The organism is Paenarthrobacter sp. DKR-5 (assembly GCF_018531425.1).
Taxonomy (GTDB): domain Bacteria; phylum Actinomycetota; class Actinomycetes; order Actinomycetales; family Micrococcaceae; genus DKR-5.
Genome location: NZ_JAHBOI010000002.1, coordinates 234,697 through 258,720 on the forward strand (window position 1 = coordinate 234,697; position 24,024 = coordinate 258,720).

Consider the following 24,024-nt stretch of genomic DNA (forward strand, 5'->3'; position numbering starts at 1 on the left):
ACAACATAATCATGACGTAATTTACTCCGGCCTTCCAGTAAGGCGGACCTTTCCGGCCGCGGCCGCCGGTACTACATCGCGTAGAATGGCCGGGTGCCAGTTTCGGATTCGCCCGCCCTCGAGATCGACGGACTCATCAAGGACGTCGGCCCCATCGCCTCCCTCGACGGCAGGATGATGCGGGTCCTCGACGGCGTTTCACTCTCGGCGCGGTTCGGCCAGGTCACTGCCCTGCTCGGCGCGAACGGTGCCGGAAAGACCACCACGCTCGAATGCGCGCAGGGTCTCCAGCGCCGCAACGGCGGCACCATCCGGCTGCTCGGACAGGACCCTGACAGCGCGGGAGCGGACCTGCGCGCCCGGGTCGGCGTCATGCTCCAGGACGGCGGACTGCCCCCGTCGGCCCGCCCGCTGCCGCTGCTGCGCCACATCGCCGCCATGTACCGGAATCCTCGGGACATCGGCGGCCTGGTGGAGCGGCTGGGCATCGACACGTTTACCAACACCACCGTCCGCCGGCTCTCCGGCGGCCAGAAGCAGCGGCTCGCGCTGGCTGCCTGCCTGGTCGGCAACCCTGAGGTGGTGTTCCTTGACGAACCGAGCGCGGGCCTTGACCCGCAGTCCCGCCAGATCGTCTTCGAGCTGATCCGCGAACTGCGCGACGAGGGCCTGGCCATCGTGCTTACCACCCACCTGCTCGACGACGCGCAGAAGCTGGCCGACTACGTCTTCATCGTCGACGGCGGCCGGACCGTCGCCCAGGGCACCGTGCCGGAGCTGCTCGCCCAGGAGGGCTCGACGTCGTCGCGCTCCCTGATGTTTGAGGCAGCCCAGGGACTGGATCTGGCCGGGCTGCCCGCCGGGCTCGATGCGGCGGAAGTTTCGGCCGGCCACTACACCGTCACCGGCATCCAGCAGCCCGCCGACCTGGCAGCCCTGGCGCAGTGGTGGGCCGCACACGACGTGATGCCCGCGTCCCTCCACTTCGCGGCCCGCAACCTCGAGGACGTGTTCCTCGACATCTCCGGAAGGCAGATCCGATGAGCACGCCCGCCCCGCTCGCGGCCCGCGTCCTGGCGCAGGGCCGGTACGAGACCATCACGATGCTTCGCAACGGCGAGCAGCTCATCCTTGCGGTCGTCCTTCCGCTGATGGCCCTCATCGGGCTCTCGGTGACGCCGCTGCTGGACGGGCTCGGTGCGAGCCGGATTAACATCGCCACGCCCGGTATCCTGGCGCTCTGCGCGATGTCGACCGCTTTCACCGGCCAGGGCATTGCGACCGGCTTCGACCGCCGGTACGGCGTGCTGCGGTTCCTTTCAACGACGCCGCTGGGCCGTGCCGGCCTGATCTGGGGCAAGGTAATTGCCGTCCTCGCGGTGCTGGTGCTGCAGGTGCTCGTGGTCTCCGCCGTCGCCCTGCTGCTGGGGTGGCAGCCCAGCCCCGCGGGCTGGGCGCTCGGGGTGCCGCTGCTGGTGCTCGGGGCCGCGGCGTTCACAGCGCTGGGGCTGCTGGTTGCCGGCACCGTGCGGCCCGAGGCCACGCTGGCCATCACGAACCTGCTCTGGCTGGTGCTGGGCGCTTTCGGCGGCATCGTGCTGCCGAGCGACCGGCAGCCGCTGCTGGTGCAGGACATCGTGCATTTTCTTCCGTCCGGGGCCCTCGGGCAGGCCCTGCGGGACGCTTTTCTGACCGGCACCCTGAACCTCGGGGAAACGCTGGTCCTGCTGGTCTGGGCCGCACTGGCCTCGGCCGGCGCCCTTCGATGGTTCAAGTGGAGTTAGGGTGCGCGTGGTCCAGGAACGTTCAGAACTGAAGCAGGGCTTCGGCCGCCGGATCACATCGCGGCTGCCGCGGGAGGTCAATCCGACCATCCGCCGGCTCGCCGTCGCCTCCCTGATCGGCCAGACGGTACTCGTCGTGACCGGCGGCGCCGTGCGGCTGACCGCCTCCGGCCTGGGCTGCCCGACGTGGCCGCGCTGCACGCCGGATTCGCTGGTGAACACCCCGGAGATGGGGATCCACGGCATCGTGGAGTTCAGCAACCGGACGCTGACCTTCCTGCTGACTGCCGTCGCCGTCGCCATGCTCGTGGTGCTGTGGAACCTGCGCAAGGAGCGCCGGGACCTGTTCGGCCTCGCGATCGGGCTGCTGGCGAGCATTCCGGCGCAGGCGGTGATCGGCGGCTTCAGCGTCCTGACCGGCCTGAACCCGTGGGTGGTGGGGCTGCACTTCCTCGTGTCGATGGCACTGGTGGCTCTGTCCATGCTGCTGGTGAACAGGGCCTACGGCCGCACCGGACGGTTCGCCGTCCTGCCCGCCCGCCCGGTCGGCCGCACGCTGCGCCAGCTGCTCGCCGCCGCCGGCGTCTTCAGCGTCCTCGCGGTGATGCTCGGCGTCGTCGTCACCGGCTCCGGCCCGCACGCCGGGGACGCGCACGCCCCGCGCAACGGATTGGACCCGGACCTGATCACCCGCGTGCACGTGGCCCCCGTCTACCTGCTTGTCATCGCCTCCGCCGTCAGCCTGTACCTGGCGTGGCGCCGGGGCCGCGGGGACCAGCTGCGCACCGCCGTCGTGCTGCTCGTCGCGATCGTGCTGGTGCAGGGCGCCATTGGTTACACCCAGCACTTCACCGGCCTGCCGGTGGTGCTCGTCGGGATGCACATGCTGGGCGCCTCACTGCTGGTCATCGCGGCGACCAACGCCGTCGACATCGCCTACCGCAAGGCCTGACGCCCGGGCGGACCCCCGACGGAGCACCGTGAACGAGGCTCCCGCCGGCTGTCGGGGTGCTCGCCCGCCGCCAACGATCACTGATGACGCGGTTTCCCGTTTATGACACGCTTCAATCCGCGTCATAAACGTCAATCCGCGTCATAAACGGGAAGCTGCGTCATTTCTGGATACGGAGCGACCGGCCGGCGGACCCGGAGAAGCCAGAAGCCCCGCACCGCAAGGCGCGGGGCCGCCGCGGGCTCCGTCCGCCTTCCCGAGTTGCGCCGGGGGCAGGTCCGAGTACCCCCCATTCGCCGGAGCGGCGCACTGATGACGCGGTTTCCCGTTTATGACACGCTTCAATCCGCGTCATAGACGGGAAACCGCGTCATTTTTGCAGCGGGAGCGGAGCGGACCGAGGTCCTAGCGGACGAGTGCCGGACCGACGAACGGGTCGACGGCCAGAGCGAGGAAGAGCAGGGTCAGGTAACTGATCGAGCCGTGGAAGACCCGCATGGCCCGCTTGTCGGTCGCTTCGTCCTGCTGGGCCTTGCTGTGCAGCGTGTGCGACTCGTACAGGAACCAGGCGCCGCTGAGCACTGCCACCAGGGTGTACACCCAGCCTGCGCCGCCGACCGGGATGAGCAGCAGCGAGCTGGTGACCATGGCCCACGCATAGAGCACAACCTGCACGGATACCACGTTGGCGCCGGCGACGGCGCCGAGCATCGGCACCTTCGCGTTGCGGTAGTCCTCGCCGTAGCGCATGGACAACGGCCAGTAATGCGGCGGCGTCCACAGGAAGATCACCATGAAGAGCACAAACGCCGGCCACTCGACCTTGTCGGTCACGGCGGCCCACGCGATCAGCACGGGCATGCAGCCCGCGGCGCCGCCCCACACGATGTTCTGCGCGGTCCGCCGCTTCAGGATCAGCGTGTAGATGACGACGTAGAAGAAGATGGCGAGCACGCCCAGCCCGGCGGCCAGTGCGTTCGCGCCGAGCCAGAGAATGACGATCGAGGCGACGCCGAGCGCCCAGGCGAACACGTAGGCCTCACGCGGCGTGACCTCGCCGGTGACGAGCGGCCGGTTCTCGGTCCGGTGCATCAGCCGGTCGATGTCGCGGTCGATGTAGCAGTTGAACGCGCCGGCGCTCCCGGCAGCGAATGCCCCGCCGACCAATGTCGCCAGGATCAGACCGACGCTCGGAAAGCCCTTCTGGGCGAAGATCATGGTCGGGACGGTCGTGACCAGCAGCAGTTCGACGACGCGCGGCTTGGTGAGGGCGAAGTAGGCCTTCGCTTTGCGGCGGAAGCCGGGTTTGGCCGCTGCGGAAGCGGCGACTGCCGGCGTTCTTGTTGCACTCACGGAAATGTCACTCAGTTCTGTTCTAGCCACTTTTACGCAGAGGCGTTTCCCCGCGCGCGGGAACCAGGCCCCGAAACCTCCCCTTATCCTATCGCGGGACGGGCCCCGCGGACGCACCTGGGCAGGTGACGGCGGCCACCCGCCGCGCCCGCGGCGGTGGGTAGGCAGCAGGGCGCACCGGGCCCGACGGCCGCCGGGAAGCGTCCGGAAACCTCACCGGACAGGCGTCAATACAGTGAAGTGAACAGCGTTCAATATGTTGTCCACCTTGTGGACACCTCCTGTCCGCGGGGGTCAATGGGTCTAAGCTGGACGATGAACAGCACGCGTAGCACTGCCCGCCGCGGGCAGGCACCGCACGCGCCATGCTTGGTCAATGTTTCGATGACGAACGGCTGCAAGGCTCCCCGCACCCCGGGGTCACGCGCTCGTCGCAGGCCCGAGGCCGTCAGCACTAGAGAGGGGCTCGGTTTACGTGCCACATTTGGAAGAAGAACTGAACTGGACTGAGCTCGACAAGCGCGCCGTGGACACCGTCCGCGTCCTCGCTGCGGATGCTGTGGAGAAGGTCGGCAACGGCCACCCGGGCACGGCGATGAGCCTGGCGCCCGCCGCGTACCTGCTGTTCCAGAAGCTCATGCGCCACGACCCGTCCGACTCGCAGTGGACGGGACGCGACCGGTTCATCCTCTCCCCCGGGCACACGTCGCTGACCCTCTACATCCAGCTCTTCCTCTCCGGCTACGGCCTGGAGCTCAAGGACCTCGAGTCCCTGCGCACCTGGGGTTCGAAGACCCCCGGGCACCCCGAGTACAAGCACACCAACGGCGTGGAGATCACCACCGGTCCGCTCGGCCAGGGCCTGGCTTCCTCGGTGGGCATGGCGTTCGCGCAGCGCCGCCAGCGCGGCATGTTCGACGCCGACGCCGCCCCGGGAACCAGCCCGTTCGACCACACCATCTGGGTTTTCGCATCCGACGGCGACCTGCAGGAAGGCGTGACTTCCGAGGCGTCCTCGCTCGCCGGCCACCAGGAGCTCGGCAACATGGTGGTCCTGTACGACCAGAACCACATCTCCATCGAGGACGACGTCGACGTCGCCTTCTCCGAGGACGTGCTCAAGCGCTACGAAGCCTACGGCTGGCACGTCCAGCGCGTGGACTGGACGAAGACCGGCGAGTACGTCGAGGACATGCAGGAGCTCTACAGCGCCATGCTGGCCGCCAAGGCCGAGACGTCCCGCCCGTCGATCATCGCGCTGCGGACCATCATCGGCTGGCCCGCCCCGAAGAAGCAGAACACCGGCAAGATCCACGGCTCCGCCCTGGGAGCTGAAGAAGTGGCCGGGCTGAAGGAAATCCTCGGTTTCGACCCGGAGAAGTCCTTCGTTGTCGAGCCCGAGGTCCTCGAGCACGCCCGTAAGGTCGTCGACCGCGGCCGCGAAGAGCGCGCCGCCTGGGAGAAGAGCTTCGCCGCCTGGAAGGACGCAAACCCGGAAGCCAACGAGCTGCTCGAGCGCATCGCGTCGCGCCAGCTTCCCGCGGGCTGGGAGAAGGCACTGCCCGAGTTCGAAGCGGGCAAGGAAGTGGCCACCCGCAAGGCCTCCGGCGCCGTGCTGAACGCCATCGCCCCCGAGCTTCCCGAACTGTGGGGCGGCTCCTGCGACCTGGCGGAGTCCACCAACACCGCTTTCGAGGGCGACCCGTCCTTCATTCCGACCTCCCGCCAGACGAACGCCTGGAAGGGCAACCCGTACGGGCGCACGCTGCACTTCGGCATCCGCGAGCACGCCGCCGCGTCCATCGTCAACGGCATCGTGATGCACTCCAGCACCCGCGCCTTCTCCGCTACCTTCCTGATCTTCAGCGACTACCAGCGCCCGGCCATCCGCCTCGGCGCCCTGATGGGTGTTCCGTCCATCTACGTGTGGACGCACGACTCGATCGGCCTTGGCGAGGACGGCCCGACGCACCAGCCGGTGGAGCAGCTCGCCTCGCTGCGTGCCATCCCGGGCCTCGACGTCGTCCGCCCGGGCGACGCCAACGAGGTCGCGGTCGCGTGGAAGACCATCCTGGAGAACACCGAGAACCCGGCCGGCATTGTGCTGACCCGGCAGAACGTGCCCACCTACGCCCGCGGCGAGGGCGCTGCCACGGGTGACACCTTCGCCTCCGCGCAGGGCGTCGCCAAGGGCGGCTACGTGCTGGCCGAAGCCTCCAAGGACGGCCAGAGCGTCGAGCCCGAGGTCATCCTCATCGCCACCGGCTCCGAGGTCCAGCTGGCCGTCGAGGCCCGCGAGACCCTGCAGGCCGGCGGCACCCCCACCCGCGTGGTGTCCCTGCCCTGCCTTGAATGGTTCAACAAACAGGACGCCGACTACCGCGAGCAGGTGCTCCCGAGCAGCATCAAGGCCCGCGTCTCGGTTGAGGCGGGCATTGCGCAGGGCTGGCGCGAGCTCGTCGGCGACAACGGCCGTTCCATCTCGCTCGAGCACTTCGGTGCCTCCGCCGACTACAAGCGGCTCTTCCAGGAGTTCGGCATCACTGCCGAGGCCGTCGTCGCCGCGGCGAAGGACTCGCTGTCCTCGCTCGGTTCCGCGGACCGCCTCAGCGCGACGTCCGGGGCTCCCTCCGGCAGCGCTTCGTCGCAGCCCGGCGACCTCAACTAACTGCCCGACACTTGCGAATCAAGGAGATTGTGACCATGTCAGCAACAACCCCCACCGCCCAGCTTTCCGAAGCCGGCGTCTCCATCTGGCTCGATGACCTTTCCCGTGACCGCCTGAACCAGGGCACCCTGCAGAAGCTCATCGACGAGAAGAACGTGGTCGGTGTGACCACCAACCCGAGCATCTTCGAGGCCGCCATCACCAAGGGCCACGCTTACGACGAGCAGCTCCAGGAACTCGCCGGCCGCGGCGCCGACGTCGAGACCGCTGTCTTCGAGATCACCACCCGGGACGTCACCGACGGCTGCGACCTGTTCGCTCCGATCGCCGAGGCAACCGGCGGCCAGGACGGCCGCGTCTCCATCGAGGTCGACCCGCGGCTGGCCCGCGACACGGACGGCACCGTGGCGAGCGCCAAGAAGCTTTCCGCGAAGGTCAACCGCGGGAACGTCTACATCAAGATCCCGGCGACCGTTGAAGGCCTTGAGGCCATCTCCGCCACGCTCGCCGAGGGCATCAGCGTCAACGTGACGCTGATCTTCTCGCTGGAGCGCTACCGGGCCGTCATCAACGCCTTCCAGGTCGGCATCGAGCGGGCGAAGGAAAACGGCAAGGACCTCTCCACGATCCACTCCGTCGCGTCCTTCTTCGTCTCCCGCGTGGACACCGAGATCGACAAGCAGCTCGACGCGATCGGCACCGACGAGGCGAAGGCACTCAAGGGCAAGGCCGGCCTGGCCAACGCCCGCCTGGCCTACCAGGTCTTCGAGGAGCAGTTCGCCACCGAACGCTGGCAGGTGCTCGCGGCCGCCGGTGCCCACGCCCAGCGTCCGCTGTGGGCCTCCACCGGCGTGAAGGACCCCGCCTACCCCGACACCCTGTACGTCACCGAGCTGGTCGCGCCGAACGTGGTCAACACCATGCCGGAGAAGACCCTGGACGCCACGTTCGACCACGGAGTCGTCACCGGCAACACCATCGCCGGAACCTACGACGAGTCCAACGAGCTGCTGGACAAGCTGGAAAACCTCGGCGTGTCCTACAACGCCGTCGTCGAGAAGCTCGAGACCGAAGGCCTCGACAAGTTCGTCGCCAGCTGGAACGAGCTCCTCGGCCACCTGAAGGACGCCCTCGAAGCTGCAACCCCGGTGAAGAGCGAGGCCTAGGACTGATGAGTACCCTGTCATTTGACGCCTCCGGGGCTGCCCGGCAGGCCGTGGAAGAGAATGTCGCGCAGCTGGTAGAGGACAAAATCGCCTCGCGCATCTTCGCCAAGGACCACACCCTCTGGGGCAAGGACGCCGAGTCCGAGTCCGCGATCCGTCTCGGCTGGGTCGAGGCCGCCTCGGTCTCGCAGCCGCTCGTGCCGCAGATTCTCGAGCTCCGGGACGCGTTGAAGGCCGACGGGGTTACTCACATTGTGCTGGCCGGCATGGGCGGCTCCTCGCTGGCGCCGGAGGTCATTACCCGGACCGCCGGCGTGGAGCTGACCGTGCTGGACAGCACGGACCCGGAGCAGGTGTCCGCGGCGCTGGCGGACCGGCTCTCCGAAACTGCCATCGTCGTGTCCTCCAAGTCCGGCTCCACCCTGGAGACGGACTCCCAGCGCCGCGCCTTCGAGCAGGCGTTCACCGACGCCGGCCTCGACGCCAAGAGCCGCATCGTCGTCGTCACCGACCCGGGCTCGCCGCTGGACAAGGCGTCGCGGGATGCCGGCTACCGGGCAGTGTTCAACGCGGACCCGAACGTCGGCGGCCGCTACTCTGCGCTGACCGCCTTCGGCCTCGTGCCCTCCGGCCTTGCCGGGGTGGACATCCAGGCGCTCCTCGATGAAGCTGAGGAGGCCGCCGAGGTCCTCGCGGACGACGCCGCCGAGAACATCGGCCTCGAACTCGGTGCCGCGCTCGGCGGCACCAAACCGCTGCGCAACAAGATCGTGATCGTGGACGAGGGCTCCGGCATCGTCGGTTTCGCCGACTGGGCGGAACAATTGATCGCCGAGTCCACCGGCAAGATCGGCACCGGCCTGCTGCCGGTGGTCGCCGAGCCCGGCTCGCCGGAAGTGACCGGCGGCGCTGCCGACGTTCTGGTCGTCCGTCTCGTTGCCGCCGACGCGGAGGTCGACCTGGCCGAGAACCAGGTCGCCGTCGCCGGCGGTCTCGGCTCGCAGATGATGGTCTGGGAATTCGCCACCGCGGTTGCCGGACGCCTGCTGGGCATCAACCCGTTCGACCAGCCCGACGTCGAGGCCGCCAAGGCCGCCGCCCGCGGCCTGCTCGACGCACGCCCCGAAGCTACGCCGGCGAACTTCGTCGACGGCGCCGTCGAGGTCCGCGGCGGCAGCTGGCTCGGTTCGGCGTCGTCCCTCGACGAGGCCCTCACGGTCCTGCTTGGCCAACTCGGCAGCGACGGCTACCTCAGCGTCCAGGCCTACCTGGACCGCCTCGGCCAGGCGCCGCTCGCAGACATCCGCAGCGGGCTCGCCGCCCGCACCGGACGTCCCGTCACCTTCGGCTGGGGGCCCCGCTTCCTCCACTCGACCGGACAGTTCCACAAGGGCGGTCCGGCGGTCGGCGTTTTCCTGCAGATCACGGCCGACGCCGCCGAGGACCTGGCCATTCCGGACCGGCCGTTCAGCTTCGGCCAACTCATCGCCGCCCAGGCGGCCGGTGACGCGCAGGTCCTCGCCGGCCACGGACGCCCCGTGCTGCGCCTGCACCTGACGGACCGCGCCGCGGGCGTGGAGCAGCTGCGGACCGCTGTCGCTTCCCTCTCCCGCGGCAACTGATTCCGGAGGCTCAAACCCCGCTATGACTGAAACCGACGCGCACAAGCGCACCAACCCGCTTCGGGACCCACGGGACCGCCGGCTCTCCCGGATCGCAGGTCCGTCCTCGCTGGTGATCTTCGGTGTCACCGGCGACCTCTCCCGCAAGAAGCTCATGCCCGCGGTGTACGACCTGGCCAACCGCGGCCTCCTGCCGCCGAGCTTTGCCCTGGTCGGGTTCGCCCGGCGCGAATGGGAGGACGAAGACTTCGCCGCCGAGGTGAAGGAAGCCGTCACGAAGTACGCCCGGACGCCGTTCAACGAGGACGTCTGGAACCAGCTCTCGGAGGGCATCCGCTTCGTCCAGGGCGAGTTCGACGACGACGAATCGTTCGCCCGGCTGAAGAAGACCATCGACGAGCTGGACGAGCAGCGCGGCACGCGGGGCAACCATGCGTTCTATCTCTCGATCCCGCCCAAGGCGTTCGACCTGGTCTGCCGCCAGCTCTCCAACCAGGGCCTGGCGCAGGCACCGGGAGACTCCTGGCGCCGCGTGGTGATCGAGAAGCCGTTCGGGCACGACCTGCAGTCGGCCCGGGAGCTCAACGCGATCGTCGAGGACGTCTTTCCCCCGGATTCGGTGTTCCGCATCGACCATTACCTGGGCAAGGAGACGGTGCAGAACATCCTGGCGCTGCGCTTCGCCAACCAGCTGTTCGAACCGCTGTGGAACGCGAACTACGTCGACCATGTGCAGATCACGATGGCCGAGGACATTGGCATCGGTGGCCGCGCCGGTTACTACGACGGCGTGGGTGCTGCCCGCGACGTGATCCAGAACCACCTGCTCCAGCTGCTTGCCCTGACCGCGATGGAGGAACCGATCTCCTTCAACGCCGAGGACCTGCGCGCGGAGAAGGAGAAGGTCCTCGCCGCGGTGAAGCTGCCGGCCGACCTGTCCACCCACTCGGCCCGCGGCCAGTACACCGGCGGCTGGCAGGGCGGCGAGAAGGTCAAGGGATTCCTTGAGGAGGACGGCTTCAATCCGGACTCCATCACCGAGACCTATGCAGCGCTGCGCCTGGACATCAACACCCGCCGCTGGGCAGGCGTGCCGTTCTACCTGCGCGCCGGCAAGCGGCTGGGACGCAGGGTCACTGAGATCGCCGTGGTCTTCAAGAAGGCGCCGAACCTGCTCTTCCTGGGCAACGCGGACGATTTCGGACAGAACGCCGTCGTGATCCGTGTCCAGCCCGACGAGGGCGTGACCATCCGGTTCGGCTCCAAGGTGCCGGGCACGCAGATGGAGGTCCGCGACGTCACAATGGACTTCGGCTACGGCCATGCCTTCACCGAGTCGAGCCCGGAAGCCTATGAGCGGCTGATCCTGGACGTGCTGCTCGGCGAGCCCCCGCTGTTCCCGCGGCACGAGGAAGTGGAACTGTCATGGAAGATCCTCGATCCGTTCGAGGAATTCTGGGCCGCTGAAGGCACCAAACCCGAGCCCTACGCCCCCGGCAGCTGGGGGCCGCCCTCGGCCGACGAACTGCTCGCCCGTGACGGAAGGACGTGGAGAAGGCCATGATCGTGGACCTCCCGGACACCACCACCTCGGAAGTGTCCAAGAAACTGAACGCGCTGCGCGAGCAGGGCGGCGTCGTCGCCCTCGGCCGGGTGCTCACCCTCGTGGTGCTCACCCGCAACGGGTACGAGGAAGAGGCCATCGAGGCCGCCAACCTGGCCAGCCGGGAGCATCCCTGCCGGATCATCGTGGTGGCCGAGGGATCAGCGACCGAAGCGACCCGGCTGGACGGGCAGATCCGCGTCGGCGGCGACGCCGGCGCGTCCGAAGTGATTGTGCTGCGCGGCTTCGGGGACCTGGCCTCCCAGGACGAATCGCTCGTGTCGGCCCTGCTGCTGCCGGACGCACCGATTGTCGCCTGGTGGCCGCACGGCCTGCCCGAATCGGCGTCGGCGACGTCGATCGGGAAGATCGCGCACCGCCGGATCACCGACTCGGCCAACGAGCCCGATCCGCGCGAGGCGCTGCACCACCTGCGCAAGACGTACGCCGCCGGCGACACCGACCTGGCCTGGACCCGGCTGACCAACTGGCGGATCCAGCTCGCCGCGGTCCTGGACCAGGTCGACGACGCGCCCGTGACCAAGATCCTCGTTGAAGGCGCCTCGGACTCCCCCAGCAGCGTGCTGCTGGCGGCCTGGCTGACCCGTGCCTTCGACGTCCCGGTCACGATCGTCGACGACCCGGCCGGCACGGGCATCCGCCGGGTTCGGCTCGAACGCGACGGCGGCACCGTCGAACTGGTTCGTCCCGGCCTCGTTGAAGCTACGCTCACCCAGCCCGGGCAGCCGGCCCAGCGGATTGCGTTGCCGCGGCGAAGCCTGCAGGATTGCCTTGCGGAAGAACTCCGCAGGCTTGACCCCGACGAGGTGTTCGGCGAAGTGATCACGGACGGGTTGAGCCGCTGCATGGTCACGAAGGAGAAAGCAACGGCATGACGGCACGGACGCGGATCAACATCCACCCCGACTTCGATGTCCTGGCAGCGACGACCGCCGCACGGCTGGTGACCCGGCTGGTGGATATCCAGAACGAGCGGGGGGAAGCGACCGTCGTCCTGACCGGCGGCAGCATCGGCATCAGCACCCTGCAGGCCGTGGCGGAATCACCCGCCCGCCGGGCCGTGAACTGGGCGAAGGTCAATTTCTGGTGGGGTGACGAGAGGTTCGTCGCGGCAGGCAGCGACGAACGCAACGCCAACCAGGCGCAGCGGGCGCTGCTCTCCAAGATCGGTGTCGACCCCGCGCGGGTGCACGCGGCCGGTTCCGAGGACGACTTTGCCAGCCCTGAGGAAGCCGCGGCGGACTACGCCCGCCAACTGGCCGAGGCAGGTGCCGCCGAGCACGCCGCGTGGACCGAGGATGCGGAGGAGCCAAGCGAGCCGCCGAGCCTGCCGCGCTTCGATATCCTGCTGCTGGGCGTCGGCCCGGACGCCCATATCGCCTCGCTCTTCCCGGAAATGTCAGGCATCCGCGAGCAGAGCCGCACGGTCGTGGGCGTGACGGACGCTCCGAAGCCGCCGCCGTCGCGCATCTCACTGACGCTGCCAGCCATCAACTCGGCCCAGGAAGTCTGGCTAGTGGTCGCCGGCAGTGACAAGGCCGGAGCTGTGGGCCTCGCCCTGGCCGGCGCCAGCCCGGTCCAGGTGCCCGCTGCGGGTCCGGCCGGACGCAACCGCACGCTGTGGCTCATCGACCATGATGCGGCCGCGAAGGTCCCGGAAAACCTGATTTACCGCGAACCTGGCTCCTGACCGAGCGTGAAGCGGCCCAGGGGATCCCCGGGGCCGCCTTATTACGTCCCGTTTCACTGCGTCCCGGCAGGTTACCTGGGGTCACCCCCGCGCGGCTTGTCGCCGGCTTTACCCGACCTACCCGCCCGGGCCCTCATCCGAGCCTTCGCCCGGGGCTGCCGGGCCGGGCGTGCGCCGGCGTCGCAGGTCATTCAGGACACGCTCCAGGAGCGCCTCGCCTTCAGCCGGGGTGCGGCGTTCCTTGACGTAGTCGAGGTGGCTCTTGAAGGGTTCGTCGGGGTTCGCGGGCGGCTCGGCGCCGGGCGTTGAGGTGGCCCTCCTGCCGCACCGCGGGCAGTCCCACCATTGCGGGATCTGCTCGGCGGGCAATGCCGCGAACACCATCCGGATCTGGTGTCCGGACGGGCACCAGTAGGACACCTCAATGCGCGGAAACGGGTCGCTGGCGCCAGCGTTGCTGAAGTATGCAGGGGCTCCGAGAGCCGCACCGGCGCGGGTGCCGCGGAAACCGTTCGTGCCGTGAGCCATATAGTCACTCCGGGGGCCGTTCGGGCTGAGCTTACCGGCCCAGTCTACGGCCGGTTAACGCCGTCGGGCAGCATCCGAAAGTCCCGGATGCTGCCCGACGCGAACAAGACACGTAGTGCTAGGCGTTGCTGAACCTCATGATCAGTCCCAGCCCCACGATGACCGCGCCCCAGGTGACCCCGAGGATGATCGTGAACCGGTTGAGGTTGCGCTCGGCCACACCGGAGGAACCGAGGCTCGAACTCATGCCGCCGCCGAACATGTCGGACAGCCCGCCGCCCCTGCCTTTGTGCAGGAGGATAAGAAACGTCAGCAGAAGGCTGGTGATGCCCAGCAGGATCTGCAGGACGATTTGAAGAACTTCCACAGCGGCCTTTCAGCTCAGGTACTTCCGGCCCGGGTTTTCCCGGAGCGGTCAGTCGGTCAGCAGGTGGCTCTCGAACCTGACAATATTAGCAAACTCGCCCGCGTCCAGGCTGGCGCCGCCCACCAGCACGCCGTCGACGTCGCGCTGGTTCATGATCGCGGCAGCGTTGGCGGCTTTCACCGAGCCGCCGTAGAGCAGGCGGACCTTCGCTGCGGTCCCGGCGTCGTAGAGGTCGGTGAGCTCGGCACGGATCGCCGCGCACATTTCCTGGGCGTCCTCCGGTCCGGCGACCTCGCCGGTGCCGATGGCCCAGACGGGTTCGTAGGCGATGACCAGGCTGGCAACCTGCTCCGCGTCCAGCCCGGCCACGTCGGCCCGGACCTGGGCGAGCGTGTGCTCCACGTGCGTGCCGGCCTGGCGGATCTCCAGGCCTTCACCGACGCAGAGGACCGGCACGAGGTTGTGCCGGTAGGCAGCCTGGACCTTGCGGGCCAGGACTTCGTCGCTCTCACCATGAATGACGCGTCGCTCACTGTGGCCCACGAGCACGTAACGGCATCCGAGCTTGTCGAGGAACTGACCCGAAATGTCCCCGGTGTAGGCACCGGAGTCCTCCGGGGAGAGGTCCTGGCCGCCGTAGACGATCTTCAGCTGGTCACCCTGCACCAGGGTCTGCACCCCGCGCAGGTCGGTGAAGGGCGGGAAGACGGCAACCTCGACGCGGCCGAAGTCATGCTTGGCGTCGCTGAGGGTCCAGGCCAGCTTCTGCAACAGGGTGATGCCCTGGACATGGTCCATGTTCATCTTCCAGTTGCCGGCAATCAGCGGGGTGCGGTCGAACTTGCCGTTCGTCGAGGTGGTCACGCGTGTCTCCAGTTCAAAGATGAAAAATTCGGGTGCCGGCGGGCCTGTGGCGGCCCGCCGGCGGAAGGCCTTAGCGGTCCAGGACTGTCAGTCCCGGAAGCTCCTTGCCTTCGAGGTATTCCAGGCTGGCGCCCCCGCCGGTCGAGATGTGGCCGAACTGGCCGTCCTCGAAACCGAGCGTGCGGACCGCAGCGGCCGAGTCGCCGCCGCCGACGACGGTCAGGGCTCCGTTGGCCGTTGCTTCGGTGAGCGCAGCCGCGACCGCCCGGGTGCCTGCGGCGAAGGCGTCGAACTCGAACACACCCATCGGGCCGTTCCAGAACACGGTCTTCGCCTTGGTGATGTAGCCGGCGAAGTCAGCGCCCGAGGCCGGCCCGATGTCCAGGCCGAGTCCGGCGGCGCCGAAGCTGCTCGCCTCGATCGCGTCCGCTGCGACGGTTTCGTGCGCAGCGTCGGCGGCGAACTTCTCCGCCACGACGATGTCGGTCGGGAGCACGAATTCGCTGCCGGCCTCCTTGGCGCGCGCCAGGTAACCGCGCACGGTGTCGAGCTGGTCCGCCTCGAGCAGGCTTGCGCCGACCTTGTGGCCCTGCGCGGCGAGGAAGGTGAACACCATGCCGCCGCCGACCAGGAGGTAGTCGGCCTTGCCGATGAGGTTCTCGATCACAGCCAGCTTGTCCGAGACCTTCGAACCGCCCAGCACCACCACGAACGGGCGTTCCGGCTTGGTGGTCAGGCGCTGGAGCACGTCCACCTCCGCCTTGACGAGGTCGCCCTGGTAGGAGGGCAGCTTCGTGGCAATGTCGTAGACACTGGCGTGCTTGCGGTGCACGGCGCCGAAGGCGTCATCCACGTAGGCGCCGTTGTCCCCGGTGAGCGCCGCGAGTTCGTCGGCGAAGGCGGACCGTTCGGCGTCGTCCTTGCTGGTCTCGCGGGGGTCGAAGCGCACGTTTTCAAGAACCAGCACTTCGCCGTCCTGCAGCCCTGCCGCCAGTTCGGAGGCGCTGGGCCCGGCTGTGTCAGCGGCGAGGGTGACCTTGAACGGTGCGAGCCCGGCCAGCCGGTCAGCGGCCGGCTTGAGCGAGTACTTGGGCTCCGGTGCCCCCTTGGGACGTCCGAGGTGGGCCGCCACCAGCACGCGGGCGCCGGCGTCGGCGAGCTTCTGGATCACCGGAAGGGACGCGCGGACGCGTCCGTCGTCTGTCACGGTGGAGCCGTCGAGCGGCACGTTCAGGTCCGACCGGACCAGGACGTGCCGCCCGCGCACTCCTTCGGACAGCAGCTCAGTCAGTGCGTGAGCAACCATCGTGGCGGCTCCTTAGAGCTTGGAGGCGACGATTTCGGTCAGGTCAACGAGGCGGTTGGAGTAGCCCCACTCGTTGTCGTACCAGGAAACGACCTTCACCTGGTTGCCGATCACCTTGGTCAGGCCGGAGTCGAAGATCGACGAGGCCGGGTCCGTCACGATGTCGGAGGACACGATCGGGGCGTCAGTGTAGGAGAGGTAGCCCTTCAGCGGGCCCTCAGCGGCGGCAGCCTTGTAGGCGGCGTTGACTTCCTCGACGGTGACCTCGCGGCTCACGGTGGCGGTCAGGTCGGTCACGGAGCCCGTGGGCACGGGCACGCGCAGGGCGTAGCCGTCCAGCTTGCCCTTCAGCTCCGGCAGGACCAGGCCGATGGCCTTCGCGGCACCGGTGGACGTGGGGACGACGTTGATCGCAGCGGCACGGGCGCGGCGCAGGTCCTTGTGCGGGCCGTCCTGCAGGTTCTGGTCCGCGGTGTAGGCGTGCACCGTGGTCATCAGGCCGCGCTCGATGCCGAAGTTGTCGTTGAGCACCTTGGCGAGCGGGCCGAGGCAGTTGGTGGTGCAGGAAGCGTTGGAGATGATGTGGTGGTTCGCCGGGTCGTACTGGTCGTCGTTGACGCCGAGCACGATGGTGACATCCTCATCCGAGGCGGGGGCGGAGATCAGCACCTTCTTGGCGCCGGCCTCGATGTGCTTGCGGGCATCCGCGGCCTTGGTGAAGAAGCCGGTGGACTCGATGACGATGTCCACTCCCAGCTCGCCCCAGGGCAGGTTTGCCGGGTCGCGCTCGGCGAGGACCTTGACGGTCTTGCCGTCGACGATGATGTCGCCGTCCTTGACCTCGATGCTCTGCGGCAGGCGGCCGGTGACGGAGTCGTACTTGAAGAGGTGCGCCAGGGCTTCCGGGCTCGTCAGGTCGTTGACGGCCACGATCTCCAGGTCAGCGCCCTGCGCCAGGGCTGCGCGGAAGTAGTTCCGGCCGATGCGTCCGAAACCGTTGATACCAACACGAGTAGTCACTTGCTTCAATCTCCTTGATGCTGTTCAAGCACACAGCCGGCTCCGGTTGAGCCGACCAGGTGGTCCATTGGGTGGACACGCCGTTGTGTCACGCAGAAAGGGTCCGGAAGGCACTCCGCCGTTGGTATTTCAAGGCGTCACGCCTCCCGGTTCCCATCCTACGGTGCCGGGCAGTCTGTTGCTCTTTCTGTCCGGAATGTGGCGCGAGCCACTCAGGCGGTCGCCAGGATCAGAGGGTGATCAGACCCGTCGCGTTGCGGCGGGCGCCATCGAAGCGCTTGGCGACGTCGGCCCAGTTGACGATGTTCCAGAACGCCTTGACGTAGTCGGCCTTGACGTTCACATAGTCCAGGTAGAAGGCGTGCTCCCACATGTCGAGCATCAGCAGCGGGGTGGTGCCGACCGCCACGTTGCCCTGCTGGTCGTAGAGCTGCTCGATGACCAGGTTTCCGCCGATCGGCTCGTACGCCAGGAAGCCCCAGCCCGAGCCCTGCAGGCCCAGGGCCGCGGCGGTGAACTGGGCGCGGAACGCGTCGAACGACCCGAACGCGTCGTCGATGGCGGCCGCGAGCTCGCCCTCGGGCTTGTCGCCTCCGTCCGGAGAAAGGTTGTTCCAGAAGACCGAGTGGTTGACGTGGCCGCCGGTGTGGAATGCCAGGTCCTTGGAAAGCTGGTTGATGTTGGCGAAGTCGCCCTTGTCGCGGGCCTCGGCAAGCTGTGCCAGCGCCTTGTTGGCACCCGCCACGTAGGCGGCGTGGTGCTTGTCGTGGTGCAGCTCCATGATGCGTGCGGAGATGTGCGGCTCCAGCGCGGCATAGTCGTACGGCAGATCGGGAAGTGTGTACTCGCTCACGAATTCCTCCGTTTTAGTCCGGATATTGCATCCGGGCGGCTTCTCCACCCGGAAATCTTGGGTGCTACAAGTGCGGGCCGGCTGAACCGCGCGCCGGCGCCTGTTCCCATCCTAGGGACTTAGTCACTCATCCAGCATGTCCGGGGTCACATTCGCCTCGGTACCGGGGATGCCCAGCTCGATGGCCCGCTTGTCCGCCATCGCCAGCAGCCGCCGGATCCGGCCCGCGATTGCGTCCTTGGTCATCGGCGGCTCCGCGAGCCGCCCGAGCTCGTCCAGGCTCGCCTGTTTGTGCGCGACCCGGAGCTCGCCGGCGTACTTCAGGTGGTGCGGGACGTCGTCGCCGAGGATCTCCAAGGCCCGGTCCACCCGCGCTCCGGCGGCGACGGCGGCCTGCGCCGAGCGGCGGAGGTTGGCGTCGTCAAAGTTCGCCAGCCGGTTCGCGGTCGCCCGGACCTCCTTGCGCATCCGGCGCTCCTCCCAGACCAGCAGCGCCTCATGCGCCCCCATCCGGGTCAGCAGCGCGGCGATCGTGTCCCCGTCGCGGATGACCACGCGGTCCACGCCGCGCACCTCGCGGGCCTTGGCCTGGATGCCGAGCCGGCGGGCAGCGCCCACCAGGGCCAGCGCCGACTCGGGCCCGGGGCAGGTCACCTCCATCGCGGACGAGCGTCCGGGCTCGGTGAGCGAGCCGTGCGCCAGGAAGGCGCCGCGCCAGACGGCTTCGGCGTCGGCAGCGGAACCGTTGACGACGGCGGAGGGAAGCCCCCGCACCGGGCGTCCCCGGGAGTCGAGCAGTCCTGTCTGCCGGGCCAGCGCCTCGCCGTCGCGCACCACGCGGACGACGTACCTGTTGCCGCGCCGGAGGCCCCCGCCGGAGACCACGATGATTTCCGAGCCGTGGCCGTAGACCTCGGCGATCGCTGTGCGCAGCCGGCGGGCCGTGGCGGCCAAGTCAACTTCGGCCTCGATGACGATCCGACCCGAAATGATATGGAGTCCGCCGGCAAACCGCAGCATCGCCGAGACCTCGGCCTTGCGCACCGAGGATTTCCTGACGTCAAGGCGCGAAAGTTCGTCCTTGACCGCTGCTGTCAGCGCCATTGTGCCGTTTCCTATCTGTCCCCAAAAATGTCGTGGTAGGCCGCAGCCAACCGCAGCGGGTCGTGTACCGGACGTCCGCTCGGACCTCCCACTTTACCCAAGACGACCTCGGCTCCGATCATTGCCGCCGCCTCCTGGAGTTCGGCGCGGTCGGCCACCACTGAAGCGTCCGCCAGGACGACGTCGACCGTGAACTCGGGAGCGTAGCGCTGCAGCACGCGCAGGTGGTCTGCGGCCGTCATTCCCTTGGTTTCGTACGTGTCCAGGGCCAGGTTCATGGTCAGCACGCGGCGCGCCGGAGTGCTGCACAGGGCCTGGCGGAGCTCCGGCAGGAGCAGATGCGGCAGCACCGAGGTATACCAGGAGCCGGGGCCGAGGATCACCCAGTCCGCGAGTTCGATCGCCTCCAGCGCCTCCGGGCATGCCGGCGCGTTGGGCGGCAGCAGCCGCACATTGTCGACGTGCCCGGCGACCGCCAGTTTGGCCTGGCCCGTGATGGTGCGCACCTCGCTGCCGCCGTCCTCGCCGTGGCTGGTCACGTCGCCCTCGATGGTCAGCGGCACGCTCGCCATTGGCAGCACCTGTCCGCGCGCGCCCAGCAGCGCACCGGCCCATTTCAGGCCGTCCACGGTGTCCCCGAGCAGCTCCCAGAGGGTGACGATGAGGAGGTTGCCCATGGAGTGGTTGTCCAGCGGACCGTCGGAGCCGTTGCGCGACTTGAAGCGGTGCTGCATCACGTCGCGCCAGGTGCGGCCCCAGTCCGTGTCGTCGCACAAGGCAGCCAGCGCCATCCGCAGGTCCCCCGGCGGCAGCACCCCCAGCTCGTCGCGCAGCCGGCCCGAGGAACCGCCGTCGTCGGCCACCGTCACGACGGCGGTGAGCTCGGAGGTGAGCAGGCGCAGCGCCGAGAGGGACGCAGCGAGCCCGTGCCCGCCGCCCAGCGCCACGACCGCCGGCTGGCTGTCCTTGCCGGCACCGGAGCCTTGCCCCGCCGGCGGGACCATCGGGAGCGGGCCGGTCAGCAGCGCCACTATTCGCGTCCCAGGTCGCGGTGGGCGGTGGTCACCGTGACGCGCGGGAGCTGCGCCAGCCGCCGGGAAATCTCCTCCGCGACGGCGACTGAGCGGTGCTTGCCGCCGGTGCAGCCGATCGCGATCGTGGCGTAGTGCTTGTTCTCCCGGCGGTAGCCGTCCAGCACAGGTTCCAGGGCATGCACGTAACGGTCCACGAACTCCCCCGCCCCGTTGGCCACCAGGACAAAGTCGCTGACGTCCTTGTCCAGCCCGGTTTGCGGCCGCAGCTGCGGCACCCAGTGCGGATTCGGCAGGAAGCGCACGTCCGCCACATAGTTCGCGTCCACCGGCAGCCCGTACTTGAAGCCGAAGCTCATCACTGTCAGGCGCAGCGTGACCGGGCCGGTTTCGGAAAAGAGCTCGGTCATGGCGGAGGCAAGTTCGTGCACATTGAGGCTGGAGGTATCCAGGACCAGGTCCGCGGAGGAACGAAGTTCGGCCAGCAGGGTCCGCTCGCGGGAAATGCCGTCGAGGATGCGGCCGCCGCCCTGCAGCGGGTGCGGGCGGCGTCCCTGCTCGAAGCGGCGCACGAGCACGTCGTCACTCGCGTCGAGGAAGACCACGCGGAAGGTGATACCGCTGGCCGCGAGGGCCTGCAGCGAGTCGCGGATGTCGGCGAACAGGGCCTTCCCGCGCACGTCGACGACGGCGGCGAACCGCGGGATGGACTGCGGCGTGCGGGAGACGAGTTCCGCCATCGTGCCGAGCATCTGCGGCGGAAGGTTCTCCACCACGTACCAGCCGTGGTCCTCCAGTGCGTCCGCGGCGGTGCTGCGGCCTGCGCCGGACATCCCCGTGATGACCACGAACTCGGCCGCTTCGGGCTTGATCGCCTCCAGGCTGTTGCCCTCAGTCGTTGACTCTGTCACGAAATCCGTCCCGCTCCTTGTCCGTCCATGCCGCACCCGCCCGCTTCGGGGCGGCCTGCTTCGAGCCTAGCTAAGATTCGAGGATTTCGCCGGTCGTCATGTTCACCGCCGGCGCCGGCCCCGCGTCGCCCGCGGGGTGCAGGGCTGCCGTCACCGCCAAGGCCAGCTGCGGGCCGATTCCCTTCGCCTGCTCGATTTCCTCCGCGGTGGCGGCGCGCAGCTTCTTGACCGAGCCGAATTGGTCGAGCAGGGCCTTGCGCTTGGCCGGGCCGAGGCCCGGCACCTCGTCGAGCACCGACGCGGTCATCGACTTGCCGCGTTTCTGCCGGTGGAAGGTGATGGCGAAGCGGTGCGCCTCGTCGCGGATGCGCTGCAGCAGGTACAGGCCCTCGGAGGCGCGGGGCAGAATCACCGGGAAGTCGCTGTCCGGCAGCCACACCTCCTCAAGCCGCTTCGCCAGGCCGACGACGAACACGTCGTCGATGCCCAGGTCCGCAAGTGCCCGCGACGCGGCGCCGACCTGCGGCTTGCCGCCGTCGACGACGACGAGGTTGGGCGGGTAGGCGAACTTGGCTTTCTTCCGGCCCTCGGCCTCGGTCGGGGCCGGGATCTCCCCGGTGGCGGCCGAGGGCGGCGGAGCGCTCTTGTCCTCCAGGTAGTGCCGGAAGCGGCGGCTGATGACGTCGTACATCGCGGCAGTGTCGTCCACGGCCGCGGCCCCGGTAATGGCAAATTTGCGGTAGTCGGACTTGCGCGGGAGTCCGTCCTCCATCACCACCATGGAAGCCACCACATTCGTGCCCTGTACGTGCGAAATGTCGAAGCACTCGATCCGCAGCAGCGCCACCGGCAGGTCGAGTGCCTCCTGCAGCTCCTGCAGGGCCCGCGACCGGGTAGTCAGGTCCCCGGCCCGCTGGACCTTGTGCAGCTTGAAGGCCTGCTCGGCGTTCTGCCGCACGGTCTCCATCAGGGCTGCTTTGTCTCCGCGCCGAGGCACGCGCACGTCGACCTTCGCCCCGCGGAGGCCGCTGAGCCAGGCGGTGACATCCTCCGGGTTGGCGGGCAGCGCGGGGACCAGCACCTGCCGCGGGATCCTGTCGTCCAGGCCCGATTCCTCACCGTAGACCTGTTGCAGCAGGTGCTCCACGAGCTCGTCGGTGCCGGCGTCCTCGACCTTCTCGACCACCCAGCCCCGCTGGCCGCGGATCCGTCCCCCGCGGACGTGGAACACCTGGACACTGGCTTCGAGCTCGTCCTCGGTCAGGCCGAACACGTCGGCGTCGGTGTCCTCGCTGAGCACCACGACGTTGCGTTCGAACACCCGCTTCATGGCGGCGATGTTGTCCCGCAGCCGGGCCGCGGCCTCGTAGTCGAGCCGGGACACGGCATCGGCCATCTGCCGTTCCAGGCTGCTGATGAAGCGCTTGCCTTCACCGGCCATGAAAGCGCAGAACTGCGAGGCGAGTTCGCGGTGGTCCTCAGGAGAGATCCTGCCGATGCAGGGGGCGGAGCACTTGCCAATGTAGCCCAGCAGGCAGGGGCGGCCGCTGCGCTCGGCGCGCTTGAAGACTCCGGCGCTGCAGCTGCGCACCGGGAACACCGGCAGCAGGGTGTCCACGGTCTCGCGGATTGCCCGCGCCGGGTAGAAGGGGCCGAAGTAGCGCGTGTCCTTGCGCCGCTCCCCGCGCATGACCTGCACCCGGGGGAACTTCTCCCCCATCGTGACGGCGAGGTAGGGATAGGACTTGTCGTCCCGGAACATGATGTTGAACCGGGGGTTGAATTCCTTGATCCAGGTGTACTCGAGCTGCAGCGCCTCGAGCTCGCTGCCGACCGTCGTCCACTCGACGCTGGCGGCGGTGGTCACCATCGCGCGGGTCTTGGGAAGCAGGCCCGCCGGGCTGGCGAAGTAGGAGTTCAGGCGCGAACGAAGGCTTTTGGCCTTGCCGACGTAAATTACCCGTCCATGCGGGTCGCGGAACCGGTATACGCCCGGGTCAAGCGGAATGTCGCCCGGCTTCGGCCGGTAGCTCGCTGGATCTGCCACCAATCCAGTCTAGTAGTCGCGCCCGGAAGCCGTTGCGCTCGCTCCCTTGCGGGGCTGATACCCGGCGGGGTATGATTGAGGACAGAAAGACCCCGGAGCTATCCCCCCAAATACCTCCGGGGTCTTTCCCTGTCTCCGGGCCTGCCTGCTGCGCCCGCTGCGGGGCCGGCGAACGAATTCTAGCCGGTGGCGCTCCTGTCCGCGATGGGGAGTTCTCCCCATGCTACGGGTGCGCAATTTGCCCCTGGTGCTGCTTACGATGGTGTTGCTGCAGCGCCCCCAAGCTGCGGCACCAGTGGAAGAGGCCAGGCAACGGCCGCATACATCACGCTGACCACGTGGGCTGTTGCCGGCCCTTCCCATAATCTGGCTGCGCCCCCTCGAGGTGGCGCCGGCCATCCTCCGCACGCGCGCCTTTCCCGCGCCCGGCGGCGTCGAGTCATCGCGAAGACTAGGCGGACCGGACGAGTTCCACCGGAGCTTCGAGCAGGGACCTCAGACGTCCGACGCCGTCCCTGATCCGCGATTTGATCGTCGGCAACGGCACACCAAGCTTCTCGGCCACTTCGCGATAGGTGAGTCCCCCGAAGTAGGCGAGGTCGATCGCCTCGCGCTGCGCCGGCACGAGCGAGGCGAGGGCAGTCTTCAGGCCGCCGGCATCGGCGCGGTCCAGCACCGTTTCGGCCACATCGTCATACGGCACACTGTGGGAAGCGGCGCCCCACCGCGCCTCGCGGCTGGTACTGGCTTCACGCGAACGGACCTTGTCCACTGCGCGCCGGTGAGCGATGGTAAGGAGCCAACTGACAGGACTGCCGGCGTCGGCGCGGTAGGTGCGGGCATCGCGCCACACCGAGATGTAGACATCCTGCACCACTTCCTCGCTCAGGCCGTGGTCCACCACAATCCGGCACACCAGGCCAAACACCCGCCGGGAAGTCCGGGCGTAGAACTCACTGAACGCCTGATGGTTGCCAAGCCCTGTCTCCAGCAGCAAAAGCGCCAGATCTTCCGCGGAGCGGTCCTCAGTCTTCATCGTGCCCTCAGCTCAAGCCGTCGGCGCCTGGACGGATGTCACCGGGCCGTCAGGCAATCATAAGACGCCTGATAGTAAGGCTGTCAAGCTATACGCCT

21 protein-coding genes are annotated in these 24,024 nt (G+C 68.4%); 9 read left to right on the top strand and 12 right to left on the bottom strand.

Going from position 1 to position 24,024, the window contains the following annotated elements:
* Positions 1 to 93 precede the first annotated feature (93 nt).
* Genes KIH31_RS04475 through KIH31_RS04485 form a run of 3 tightly spaced genes read left to right on the top strand, consistent with a single transcriptional unit; the run spans position 94 to position 2,736 of the window.
* Positions 94 to 1,044, top strand: coding sequence for an ABC transporter ATP-binding protein (locus KIH31_RS04475; RefSeq protein WP_307857540.1), 951 nt, complete (start codon positions 94 to 96; stop codon positions 1,042 to 1,044).
* Positions 1,041 to 1,784 carry an ABC transporter permease gene (locus KIH31_RS04480; protein WP_214425883.1) on the top strand — a complete coding sequence of 248 codons (744 nt, stop codon included), beginning with the start codon at positions 1,041 to 1,043 and terminating at the stop codon, positions 1,782 to 1,784. Before KIH31_RS04475 ends, KIH31_RS04480 begins: the two co-directional genes overlap by 4 nt.
* Before the next feature lies 1 nt (position 1,785).
* Positions 1,786 to 2,736: a COX15/CtaA family protein gene (locus tag KIH31_RS04485; protein WP_307857541.1), complete on the top strand. Its 951-nt coding sequence runs from the start codon at positions 1,786 to 1,788 to the stop codon at positions 2,734 to 2,736.
* Between the two features lie 405 nt (positions 2,737 to 3,141).
* Here KIH31_RS04485 and KIH31_RS04490 read toward each other — a convergent pair whose 3' ends face one another.
* Positions 3,142 to 4,095: a heme o synthase gene (locus tag KIH31_RS04490; protein ID WP_214426236.1), complete on the bottom strand. Its 954-nt coding sequence runs from the start codon at positions 4,093 to 4,095 to the stop codon at positions 3,142 to 3,144.
* A gap of 469 nt (positions 4,096 to 4,564) precedes the next feature.
* On the opposite strand from KIH31_RS04490, the gene tkt reads away from it, so the two are divergent.
* The 6 genes from tkt to pgl are packed head-to-tail and all read left to right on the top strand — an operon-like array spanning position 4,565 to position 12,859.
* Positions 4,565 to 6,757, top strand: coding sequence for a transketolase (gene tkt / locus KIH31_RS04495; protein WP_214425884.1), 2,193 nt, complete (start codon positions 4,565 to 4,567; stop codon positions 6,755 to 6,757).
* A 35-nt stretch (positions 6,758 to 6,792) separates the two neighbouring features.
* Positions 6,793 to 7,923 (top strand): transaldolase, encoded by a 1,131-nt coding sequence (gene tal / locus KIH31_RS04500; RefSeq protein WP_214425885.1) that lies wholly within the window; start codon positions 6,793 to 6,795, stop codon positions 7,921 to 7,923.
* Positions 7,924 to 7,928: 5 nt separating this feature from the next.
* Positions 7,929 to 9,545, top strand: coding sequence for a glucose-6-phosphate isomerase (locus KIH31_RS04505; protein ID WP_214425886.1), 1,617 nt, complete (start codon positions 7,929 to 7,931; stop codon positions 9,543 to 9,545).
* Positions 9,546 to 9,567: 22 nt separating this feature from the next.
* On the top strand, positions 9,568 to 11,109 hold the full coding sequence (zwf, locus tag KIH31_RS04510; RefSeq protein ID WP_214425888.1) for a glucose-6-phosphate dehydrogenase: 1,542 nt from the start codon (positions 9,568 to 9,570) through the stop codon (positions 11,107 to 11,109).
* On the top strand, positions 11,106 to 12,044 hold the full coding sequence (locus KIH31_RS04515; protein ID WP_214425889.1) for a glucose-6-phosphate dehydrogenase assembly protein OpcA: 939 nt from the start codon (positions 11,106 to 11,108) through the stop codon (positions 12,042 to 12,044). Before zwf ends, KIH31_RS04515 begins: the two co-directional genes overlap by 4 nt.
* The gene (gene pgl, locus KIH31_RS04520; RefSeq protein ID WP_214425890.1) at positions 12,041 to 12,859 is read left to right on the top strand and encodes a 6-phosphogluconolactonase; all 819 of its coding nucleotides are present in this window, start codon (positions 12,041 to 12,043) and stop codon (positions 12,857 to 12,859) included. The genes KIH31_RS04515 and pgl overlap by 4 nt, the downstream gene beginning before the upstream one ends.
* A 117-nt stretch (positions 12,860 to 12,976) precedes the next feature.
* On the opposite strand, the gene KIH31_RS04525 is transcribed toward pgl, so the two are convergent.
* The 11 genes from KIH31_RS04525 to sigK form a co-directional block, all read right to left on the bottom strand.
* Positions 12,977 to 13,387 (bottom strand): RNA polymerase-binding protein RbpA, encoded by a 411-nt coding sequence (locus KIH31_RS04525; protein WP_214425891.1) that lies wholly within the window; start codon positions 13,385 to 13,387, stop codon positions 12,977 to 12,979.
* A gap of 118 nt (positions 13,388 to 13,505) precedes the next feature.
* Complete coding sequence (secG, locus tag KIH31_RS04530; protein ID WP_214425892.1) at positions 13,506 to 13,754, bottom strand: preprotein translocase subunit SecG; 249 nt, start codon at positions 13,752 to 13,754, stop codon at positions 13,506 to 13,508.
* 48 nt (positions 13,755 to 13,802) lie between these two features.
* Entirely contained in the window at positions 13,803 to 14,618 is an 816-nt protein-coding gene (gene tpiA / locus KIH31_RS04535) for a triose-phosphate isomerase (RefSeq protein WP_214425893.1), read from the bottom strand.
* 70 nt (positions 14,619 to 14,688) lie between these two features.
* The gene (gene pgk / locus KIH31_RS04540; RefSeq protein ID WP_214425894.1) at positions 14,689 to 15,924 is read right to left on the bottom strand and encodes a phosphoglycerate kinase; all 1,236 of its coding nucleotides are present in this window, start codon (positions 15,922 to 15,924) and stop codon (positions 14,689 to 14,691) included.
* Positions 15,925 to 15,936: 12 nt separating this feature from the next.
* Entirely contained in the window at positions 15,937 to 16,944 is a 1,008-nt protein-coding gene (gene gap / locus KIH31_RS04545) for a type I glyceraldehyde-3-phosphate dehydrogenase (protein ID WP_214425895.1), read from the bottom strand.
* A gap of 229 nt (positions 16,945 to 17,173) precedes the next feature.
* Positions 17,174 to 17,797 carry a superoxide dismutase gene (locus tag KIH31_RS04550; RefSeq protein WP_214425896.1) on the bottom strand — a complete coding sequence of 208 codons (624 nt, stop codon included), beginning with the start codon at positions 17,795 to 17,797 and terminating at the stop codon, positions 17,174 to 17,176.
* A 123-nt stretch (positions 17,798 to 17,920) separates the two neighbouring features.
* Complete coding sequence (gene whiA / locus KIH31_RS04555; RefSeq protein WP_214425897.1) at positions 17,921 to 18,901, bottom strand: DNA-binding protein WhiA; 981 nt, start codon at positions 18,899 to 18,901, stop codon at positions 17,921 to 17,923.
* 11 nt (positions 18,902 to 18,912) lie between these two features.
* On the bottom strand, positions 18,913 to 19,932 hold the full coding sequence (gene yvcK, locus KIH31_RS04560) for a uridine diphosphate-N-acetylglucosamine-binding protein YvcK (protein ID WP_214425898.1): 1,020 nt from the start codon (positions 19,930 to 19,932) through the stop codon (positions 18,913 to 18,915).
* Positions 19,932 to 20,843 carry an RNase adapter RapZ gene (gene rapZ / locus KIH31_RS04565; RefSeq protein WP_307857542.1) on the bottom strand — a complete coding sequence of 304 codons (912 nt, stop codon included), beginning with the start codon at positions 20,841 to 20,843 and terminating at the stop codon, positions 19,932 to 19,934. The genes yvcK and rapZ overlap by 1 nt, the downstream gene beginning before the upstream one ends.
* Before the next feature lie 70 nt (positions 20,844 to 20,913).
* Complete coding sequence (gene uvrC, locus KIH31_RS04570) at positions 20,914 to 22,890, bottom strand: excinuclease ABC subunit UvrC (RefSeq protein ID WP_214425899.1); 1,977 nt, start codon at positions 22,888 to 22,890, stop codon at positions 20,914 to 20,916.
* A gap of 451 nt (positions 22,891 to 23,341) precedes the next feature.
* Positions 23,342 to 23,926, bottom strand: a complete 585-nt coding sequence (sigK, locus tag KIH31_RS04575) for an ECF RNA polymerase sigma factor SigK (RefSeq protein ID WP_214425900.1) — start codon at positions 23,924 to 23,926, stop codon at positions 23,342 to 23,344.
* Positions 23,927 to 24,024: the final 98 nt, after the last annotated feature.